Here is an 8,469-nt window from a genome sequence, read left to right as displayed (position 1 = left end):
GGCAGCCGCGATGAGAGCGACTCCGCCGGTCACCTCGACCAAGCCTGGCCTGGCTGCGGTCGTAGCACCAGTCAATAGGTAGCCGCGATCCGCGCGCATGTCGCAGGTTAGTTGGCAGACGTGTGTTGCACATCAGCCGACAGAGGACAGCTGCCGAGGCCCGCGCACTGCCGAATTGACCTCTAGAGGATCAAGGCGGCCCGCAAGCGGGCCGCGCCGGCCCGGCCCCGGCCTGCTGGCGACCTCCGGCCGGCATCGGCCGGGCCGGCCGGCCACGTTGACGGACGACCAGGACCTGAAGACCTCGGGGCTCCGCCCCGAACCCCGGCCCTCCTCAGAGATCTGCCCGGGATCTCCTCGACGGGCACCACGAGGGCTACCAGCTTCCTCGGACGGGGCCAAGGTCGTTCGTCCGGTAGGGCGCTCCACCTTGTCCCCGTCCGGGGAAGCTGGAAGGTCTGGCGACTGCCCGACGAGGAGATCTCGCTCCCTGCGGTTGGTACGCTGCGCGCCCACAAGGGGGGAGGGGACGTTGTGGGCAGATTCCTTGACCGGTTCCGTAAGCGCGCTGACCCGGTTGACGCCGAACCCGCAGAGGGGATGCGGCACACCACCGAGCTGTGTTTCTGCTGCGGGCAGCCAACGGATGTCCATGACCGGCAAGCTCGGTTCCGGCTGCCTGATCCTGTCCTGGACACGCGCAGGCAGCACCGGGCACGAGGTGCCTGGCTGAGTCATGCGACCCCTGACGCTTCGGTGATGATGCAGGTTCCCGGGGTGGGCGCCTTCGTGCGGGCACTGCTTCCCGTGCAGCTGACCGGTGGCTTCAGCGCCACGTTCGGGGTGTGGGTCGCTCTCGATCCCGCTGACCTCCAGCGTGCGTCCGCGGTGTGGTCGGAGCCGGAGTATCAGGACCTACGGCTCCAGGGTTGGCTCGCGAACGACCTCCCGGTTTGGGGCCTGCTCGCTGCCCCGGTCGAGTTGGAGGTACGTGACCCGGAGCAGACTCCGTACTGCGCGCACAGTTCGGACCCCGGTCTGGCCAAGGTGCTCGCTGAGGTCTGGCCGCATGAGGATGTGCTGCCGAAGCTGCCATGAGCTTCGCGGCGTCGACAGGGGAGCGGTCCGCATCTGGTCCGCAAAAGGTCGACGGACGGCGGGGAGCGGTGCGAGATATCGAGAGCCGTTCTTGCTGCTAGACCCTTATCAGTGCAGGTGGCGCGGGGTGGCCAACTTGATCTCGTAATGCACAGGTCAGCCAACCTCAGCCTGCAGGGTGTCTACCGCCGCACCGACTGTCGGGCATGGCAGGCAGACTCCCGGCATGAGTTATGACTTGGCGGTCTGGGAAGGCGAGCTGCCGGCCGACGACGGCGCTGCGGGTCAGGTTTACGACCAGCTCTACGCCGCGTACATGGAGGGTGAGGAACTGCCACCGACCCCGCGTATCCGTGCCTACGTCCTGGCCCTGCTAAAGCGGTGGGTCGACATGCCTGACGACGAGCACGACGTGAGTCCGTGGTCCGCGGGTCCTTTGATGGACGAGGCGTCGGGGCCTTTCGTCTACTTCACCATGCGGTACAGCATGTGCGAGGAGGTGTCGGCCGAGGCGGCTCGCCTGGCGGCAGATCACGGGCTGGTCTGTTACGACCCGCAGTGGGAACGCCTGCGCCCAACCGCCGACGAGCGCAGCGCCGCGTGCCATTAGCGTGCCATTGGGACAGGACAAGCAAGGTCAACCGAGGCCATGAGAGGCCGTCGCGGCCAGGCAGCCGGCGGCCTGGGCAGCCCCTCATCGGCAATTCCCAAGCTGACAGTCGGTGCAGACGTCTAGCCCATCGCCGGCTACGAAAGTTGGTCCTCATCACCGAGGTTCAGCATGAACGGCGATCCGGGATGATCCGGCTGCCATCCACGGTCAAGCGCTTGCCGTATGGCGCGGGCGACCGCCGAAGGCAGCACCGGAGAGGCCGGATCGTTCATCCAGTTGCCCGGATGAGGGGACGCAAGCCGGACAATGAGGGTGGCGCAGCCAGGCGTCTCCGTCCGCTGAACGGCAAAGCTCAGCGGCGACCAGGTCAAGCCCTGGCTGTACGTCGGCTTCCGGCGGACGAGCCAGCGGTAGCCGATCCCGTCGACAACGATCGGCTTACTGCCCCGCTTGTTGAGCGCCATCCGTCCTCCCGCCGTGCCGTGGCCAGCATCCCGCCGCCATACAGCCATTCGTACAGCCAAGACCGCCGGCCAATGCCGACGTGATCCGACAGTCACGGACGGCTTGAGCAGGGGCACGTTACCGTGACCAGCCATCCGCGATCTTCTTCTAATCCCAAGGCCGGCGGGGGTCGTCCACGCCGACGCTTTGCAGCCGCCATTGAGACTCGTCCGGTAGGGCGTTCCACCTCGTGGCTCGCCAGGCCAACTCCTGCGGGGTCGGTTCGTCGCTGATGCCGCCGTTCTTGCGGAACCAGGTCAGCGTCTTGGCTAGACCGGTGGCTAGGTCGTCGTGGTTTACCACCCCGTGCGTGGCAAGTCGGGTCACGTCGAGCACCAGTTCCGCGTCGCGGAACGGGAAGTAGTCACGCGCACGGACGGTGGGGTCAGGGGCAGGAACCACCGTCGGCGGTACTCCGGCGACCTCCCCGAGAATCGCGAGATACTCGCGGAGGGTGTAGCTGGCCGGCTCACCCACGTTGAACGTTCCCGCGGCCAGCTGGCCCGCGCACGCGGCGGCCACCACCTGGGCGAGCGCTTGGGCATGGCAGAACTGGATGCGGGTGCCGCCATCTCCGGGGACGAAGACCGGCTGGCCAGCCAGGATGCGAGCCCACAGGAACTGCTCGCGCGGGTCCGGGTTGTGCGGACCGTAAACGTACGGCGGCCGGAGGACGGTCAGACCGCTGTGGCACGCACCGCGCAGCACGGCCTCGCACTCCGCCTTCGCCTCGCCGTAACCGCCCCAGATGGTGTCGCCGTCGGCCTGGTCGCCCTCTCGGAACGGCGGGGACGCCACCGATCGGTTGTAGACGGCGGCCGAGCTGATGAAGACATAGCGCAGCTCCTGAGGATGCGGCAACGCCGCGAGCACATTGGTGACGTGGTGCGGTTCTGTGCCCGAGACGTCGACGACGGCGTCGAAGCCCGCCAGGCCGAGTTGCTTCAGCTGCGCGGCGTCGTTGCGGTCCGCGACGAGCTGCCGTATCCGCGGATCCCACAGCGGCCTGGAACCACGGTTAAGGACGGTGACCTGGTGGTCGTCGAGCAGCGCAGTCACGATGGCGCGGCCGATGAACTGGGTACCGCCCAGCACCATTACCTGCATGGTCACTCCTTGAGAATGGCGGGCGACGTGCCCACGGTCAGCCTGCCCTCAGACGGCATCATCCCTCCGTGCCATTAGCGTGCCATTGAGCTAGGACAGCAGGGGTCATCCGAGACCACTAGAGACCACCGCGACCAGGCCGCCAAATCCGTAGACAGCCGGACATCGACAATTCCCAAGCTGACGCTTCGGGTCGCCGCGACAGCCAGCCGGTCCGCATCCAGTCCGCAAGAGGCCCACGGACAGTGGGGGAGCGGTGAGAGATGTTGGAAGGTGTTTCCGCTGCTAGACCCCCATCTGCCCAGCTCGCCGCGTCGCTCATCTTGATCTCGTAATGCGTAGGTCGACGGTTCGATTCCGTCAGGCGGCTCGGTACAGAAGCCCAGGTCATCGGCCTGGGCTTCGCCGTTTCCCGAGGTCGACATCCTCGCCGCTGGCCGTGCCAGTCCGCAAATAGTCCGCATCCCGCGCCGCGACCGCTTCGTCCAGCCGGTTGGCGAAGGAGCCCCCGGAGAGCAGGTCCTTGGACGACGCGGCCCTGGCCCACGTCTACCAAGGAACAGCCTTCCTGCAAGTCGGGGACCTCGACTCCGCTACTGCCGCCATCCGGTCGATTCTCGATCTGCCGGCGGACCGCCAAATCTCCTGGATCAAAAAGCGGCTCGACAGGTTCGCTGCGATGCTTCGCGCCGAGCCATACCGAGGGGCAAGCGCGGCGGACGACCTGTACGAAGAGATCCGCAACCTAGGCGGGTAGACGTCCGGCGACGGTCAGTGTGATCCGACAACTGATGTGCAACGCAGCTCTGCCAGGTGATGTGCGACAGGTGCCAGTGATCTAGGGGCGGTAGGTTGTCGACGGCGAAGCGTCCTGTCATGCCGAGTTGAGTGCGTGCCACCCATCGTGCCGATGCGTGGAATCATGCCGGGCGTGGTGGATCAGTCGGTCAGTGTGTTGTGGTCGCGGCCTTTACATCTGAGGTCGGGCTCGCAGGCGATGGCTGTGGCGTCCGGTTGCCTCGTCGTGGCGGAGCGGCACTCGCGCCTGGTCCGGCTGGACCCGCGCAGCGGGGCGCAGTTGTGGGAACAACGTGTCGAGGATTGCTGGGGCACGACGGTTATCGCGGGCGAGCGCTGCCTGTACCTGAGCCAAGCAGGAGTTCTGCACTGCTTCGACCTGGGCAACGGGCAGCGGTTGTGGTCGACGCCCGGCATGAGCCTGCGGTACTACGTCAGCGTCAGCGGCTCTGTTGTTCTGCTAGGAGGGTGGCGCGGTTACCACCCTTTGATGCGGATAGCCCTGGCCGACGGCAGGTGCCTGCCGTCCGACGGCGCTGCGTTTGCCGGAGCCGGTCCACTGGCCTGGCCGCAGCCAGTTCGTTGGAGGCCCGAACGCGACTCTGCCGCCGATGCGGTGCTCATCGCGGGCACCGGTCTGCCGAAACTACTGGTAATGGCCGCCTCCGGGGCCGTTCTGAGGGAGTGGTCGCTGCCGGCGCCGGTGGTCTTCCCTGATGGCGACTGCAGCTACGGAGTCAGCAACGATGGCCGTGTCACCTTCCTCAGCGGTCGCCGCACGGTCATGACTTTTCATCCGGTGCGCGGTGTGCAAGTGCTGTGGCAGCACGAGCGTGATCTCCGCCCACAACCGCCGATCCTCCACGGCGACACGCTGTGGCTCGTCGAGGACGCCGGCATCACGGTCATCGACCTGAGCCATGGTGTTGTCACCGAGGTACGGCCCCGACCGCACGGCGCTGTCTGCGCCGCGGCCCTGGTGTCCGGCGGTGTGCTGTTCGCCTTTGCGGACGGCTCGCTGGTCACCATCGACCGCGCTGGCAACGCCGGCGCCCGCATACGGCTATCGGCGCGGATTGACCGGCTGGTCCCCGCAGACAACGGTCTGATGCACGCAATCGGCGAAGGCCACCTCGTCACGCTCGATATCCCGGCCACGGCAACCGTCCCGCTTCTTTAGCGAGCATCCGCTTCTGCCGCGATCCGCGCGCTACGCAGCGTCACGCCGAGCTGGCCTGTTGCCGTCCGGACTCGCCGATGTCAGTGCATCCGCTCTTGGAATGGGGGAGCGTGTGGCTGTGTCGTCTGGCCTCCGGTTGGGTGTGCCCCAATACGGATCTTTGTATGGTGGCGTTGCGCGTCAGTAAGGGTTTGACGTCCCGAGGGGCTGACCGTTTCTGAGCACGGCTACTCACGCGCGGTGCCGTCCCGCCGTGTGAGGGTGGTGGCATGCGTCGACTGTTGTTGCTGCTGCTGATCGTGCTCGCCGTTGCCGCGGCATGCGCCGACCCGAATGCCCAGCCAAGCCGCCCGGGCCGGTCGGCCGAGGGGTCAGCGCCCGCCGCGCTGCTCGTCGACGGCAGTGTCCCGTGGGCCGACCTGAAGATCACAGCGGAGGACCTCAACGGGCGCCCGGCCGGACCGCGGCCCCCGGCCGCCGGAAGCAAGCCGTGCCGGGCGGAGCAGCTGTCCGGCCGGCTCACCGGCTGGGTGCGGCCCGGCAGCGGCGGTGAGACACCCCGCGGCATGGACGCCGCCATTGGCAAGCTCATCGGGGAGGTGGACGTGCAGAACGTGTCGAAGGTCGAGTGCACACTGCAGGGCGAGGTACCCACCACCATGCTCGCTGGCGGCCGCGAGATTCCCATGCTGTACACGCACGGCATCAACGAAGAGGCCCGGGCCCGGGTGGTCGCCGTGCCCGTCGGCGGCCACGCCAGCCTGCGCCTGGACTGGTCCGGGCCGTTCTGCCAGCCGACTGACGGGACGCTGCAGCTCGCGATCGAGGTGCCGAACGGCGGCGGCACGCTGCGCGCACCGATCACCGCCGACGACCGCCCCGGCTGCCAACAGGGCGAGGGGACCAATCCCAACGCCCGGGCGACGCTGTACACGAGCGGGTTCACCGAACCGGTCGCCGTGTCGACGCCCCCATCCTCGCCGCTCGACCAGCTCACCGTCACTGTCGCGGGGCCGTCGACCGCCGCGGCCGGGTCGTGGCTCACCTTCCGCGTGACGCTCGGCAACCCGACCGACGGCCCGCTCGCGCTGGACCCCTGCCCGGGCTACCTGATGGAACGCTTCTCCCTCGGCGATGCGACGAATGAGGCGGTGAACACGTCCCAGCTTTACCGGCTGAACTGCCGCCCGCTCACGCAGATCCCCGCCGGCGGCACCGCCGTGTTCGAGATGGTCGCCGAGGCGCCGGCCTCGATGCGCGCAGGGCGCGAGCTGACGATCACGTGGAAGCTCTACCTGCCGCACTACGTGCAGCGCGGCAACCAGTTCGGCGTCTTCACCCTGAAAGTCACCTGACCGCGGGCGAGCTCACCGGCAACGGATCGCCGCGTCCGCCGCGGCGGCCCCAGCCGGGCTACGACGCGGTCCGGCGGCGTCGATGGAGACACAACGATCGACGACCGGCCCGCACATCAGCGGTGCGGGCGCGCCCTGCGGGCGTCAAGCCACTGTGGGGAGAATGACCCGCTCCAGCACGGTGAGCGGGGTCCGCCATCAATTGACGCAGGCGGGACGTATTCGGGAAGCTGTCTCGATGCCTGCTGCGTACGCCCAGAGTGACCAGTTCCGTGGTGCCCGCATCCACCTATGCGATCTTGCCGGCCTTGAGATTCGCGATTGCGAGGTCAGCGGCCTGAAGATCGTGGACTGCTATGGGGGCGACGTCTACCTCGGTGGCGCCTTCGAGCGTCTCGTTGTTAACGACGTCGACGTGACTGCCTACGTCGAGGCTGAGCTCGACCGGCAGCATCCCACGCGGGTGCTGGCGCGTGACGCCGCGTCCTCCGTCGACTACCGGGCTGCTTGGCATGCCATCGAGACGCAATGGGAGGCGACGCTTGACCGCGCCAGGCTCCTGCCCGAGGCCAAGCTGCACGAGCAGGTCAACGGCGAGTGGTCGTTCGTCGAGACCCAACGGCACCTGCTGATGGCCGGCGATGCCTGGCTTGGTAATGCCGTGCTCGAGGAGGATGCGCCGTATCACCCGTTGGGCCTTCCTTACGGCGGGATGCCGCCCGACGCAGCGGCGAAGCTCGGGCTCACCCTCGAAGCCACCCCGACGCTCGACGAGGTACTCGCGCCGCGGCTCGCTCGCATGGCCACGATGCGGCGTGTCGTCGACGGGCTCACCGAGGCCGAGCTCGATCGGGTGTGTGGTCGCAAGCCGGCGGACCCATATCCAGACCGGGAGTACGTCGTGCGCCGCTGCCTCAAGGTGGTGCTCAAGGAAGAGGCCGAGCATTACCGTTACGCGGTACGCGACCTCGCCGTACTCGAGGCCGGTGCCTGAACCGGGTGAAGGCGCCCACCGAGCAGGAGCGCTGACCGGTCGGGCGACTTCCAGCCGCAGTGCTGCTGCTACTCCCGGCTCCTCAGCTCCCGTCCCTGGCAGTTGGCAGTGGGCGAATCGTTGCTCCTTTGCTGCCAGGCCGGCGGACCACGTACGCCGGGAACTCGCCTGCCAGCAGCGTGCGGCCCTTATACCGCCAGTTTTCGCAAGATCGTCACTCAAGGGCCAGGCCCGCCGGCGCGGGAGACCCGGGCAACGGCGCTGCCCGGTGCGAGCCACCCGTTGCAGACTTTGATCGTCCGTGTGGAGCCACGAGAAACTGTCAGAGCGTCCGTGGAGCCGGAACGAACTACCCCAGTGAAGCCCCCGAGGAGCCTGCCGGAATCAGCTCTCCGATCTCCTCGGCGGCTACCCCGGTGCGTCGTGCTCCCAGGCGGCGACGGCTGGTGCCGCGAGGGTCATCGCTGCTACCCGCCCGACCGCCCCGCCGATCTCACGCCTGAGCATTCGCCGCAGCCATGATTCTCTCGGGAGAGACGGCCGCCTCCTCGCACAGCGCATCGACGTCGACGTCGACGTCCAGGACTGCGCCGGCCCACGTTGCGTACCAAACCCTCGCTAAGGTCGCTGTCGACGTCGCACGGGTCGGTGCCGAGCCGGAGCAACCGCCACGTCCAGCGCGGGCTGCCGACGCGCATCCGCACTTGCCGCCCACGCTGCATCCGGATCTGCCGCTGACCGCGCAGTTGCTCAGGAGGTCTGATTGAGCCCCGGTAGCCAGAGGTCCCTTGCCGTCTGCCATCTTCGCCGGATTTGCGTA

8 protein-coding genes are annotated in these 8,469 nt (G+C 67.8%); 6 read left to right on the top strand and 2 right to left on the bottom strand.

All coding sequences use genetic code 11. From position 1 onward, the window contains the following. The first annotated feature begins 600 nt into the window (after positions 1-600). Both M2302_RS32830 and M2302_RS32825 read left to right on the top strand, forming a co-directional pair. A complete protein-coding gene (locus M2302_RS32830) occupies positions 601-1,098 on the top strand; it encodes a DUF2199 domain-containing protein (protein WP_280841677.1) in 498 nt (165 codons plus the stop codon). Positions 1,099-1,324: 226 nt separating this feature from the next. Beyond that, positions 1,325-1,708, top strand: coding sequence for a hypothetical protein (locus M2302_RS32825; protein ID WP_280841676.1), 384 nt, complete (start codon positions 1,325-1,327; stop codon positions 1,706-1,708). Between the two features lie 137 nt (positions 1,709-1,845). On the opposite strand, the gene M2302_RS32820 is transcribed toward M2302_RS32825, so the two are convergent. Both M2302_RS32820 and M2302_RS32815 read right to left on the bottom strand, forming a co-directional pair. Next, positions 1,846-2,175: a hypothetical protein gene (locus M2302_RS32820; RefSeq protein WP_280841675.1), complete on the bottom strand. Its 330-nt coding sequence runs from the start codon at positions 2,173-2,175 to the stop codon at positions 1,846-1,848. Between the two features lie 148 nt (positions 2,176-2,323). After that, a complete protein-coding gene (locus M2302_RS32815; RefSeq protein ID WP_280841674.1) occupies positions 2,324-3,322 on the bottom strand; it encodes an NAD-dependent epimerase/dehydratase family protein in 999 nt (332 codons plus the stop codon). A gap of 523 nt (positions 3,323-3,845) precedes the next feature. Here M2302_RS32815 and M2302_RS32810 point away from each other — a divergent pair. From M2302_RS32810 to M2302_RS32795, 4 genes are all read left to right on the top strand, one after another. Next, positions 3,846-4,079, top strand: a complete 234-nt coding sequence (locus M2302_RS32810) for a hypothetical protein (RefSeq protein WP_280841673.1) — start codon at positions 3,846-3,848, stop codon at positions 4,077-4,079. Between the two features lie 135 nt (positions 4,080-4,214). Continuing rightward, positions 4,215-5,300 (top strand): PQQ-binding-like beta-propeller repeat protein, encoded by a 1,086-nt coding sequence (locus M2302_RS32805; protein ID WP_280841672.1) that lies wholly within the window; start codon positions 4,215-4,217, stop codon positions 5,298-5,300. Between the two features lie 269 nt (positions 5,301-5,569). Next, positions 5,570-6,655 carry a hypothetical protein gene (locus M2302_RS32800; protein WP_280841671.1) on the top strand — a complete coding sequence of 362 codons (1,086 nt, stop codon included), beginning with the start codon at positions 5,570-5,572 and terminating at the stop codon, positions 6,653-6,655. Between the two features lie 163 nt (positions 6,656-6,818). Continuing rightward, the gene (locus M2302_RS32795; protein ID WP_280841670.1) at positions 6,819-7,649 is read left to right on the top strand and encodes a DinB family protein; all 831 of its coding nucleotides are present in this window, start codon (positions 6,819-6,821) and stop codon (positions 7,647-7,649) included. The last annotated feature ends 820 nt before the right edge of the window (positions 7,650-8,469 follow it).

This window comes from Micromonospora sp. A200, assembly GCF_029893845.1.
Taxonomy (GTDB): domain Bacteria; phylum Actinomycetota; class Actinomycetes; order Mycobacteriales; family Micromonosporaceae; genus Micromonospora; species Micromonospora purpureochromogenes.
The sequence above is the reverse complement of the archived record's forward strand: the minus strand, read 5'-3'. Positions and strand labels throughout refer to the sequence as shown.

What these genes read in the sequence shown, in the direction of transcription:
- M2302_RS32830 (WP_280841677.1), top strand. Translation starts at nt 601, where the DNA reads ATGCGGCACACCACCGAGCTGTGTTTCTGCTGCGGGCAGCCAACGGAT.
- M2302_RS32825 (WP_280841676.1), top strand. Translation starts at nt 1,325, where the DNA reads ATGAGTTATGACTTGGCGGTCTGGGAAGGCGAGCTGCCGGCCGACGAC.
- M2302_RS32820 (WP_280841675.1), bottom strand. Translation starts at nt 2,175, where the DNA reads ATGGCGCTCAACAAGCGGGGCAGTAAGCCGATCGTTGTCGACGGGATC.
- M2302_RS32815 (WP_280841674.1), bottom strand. Translation starts at nt 3,322, where the DNA reads ATGCAGGTAATGGTGCTGGGCGGTACCCAGTTCATCGGCCGCGCCATC.
- M2302_RS32800 (WP_280841671.1), top strand. Translation starts at nt 5,570, where the DNA reads ATGCGTCGACTGTTGTTGCTGCTGCTGATCGTGCTCGCCGTTGCCGCG.
- M2302_RS32795 (WP_280841670.1), top strand. Translation starts at nt 6,819, where the DNA reads ATGACCCGCTCCAGCACGGTGAGCGGGGTCCGCCATCAATTGACGCAG.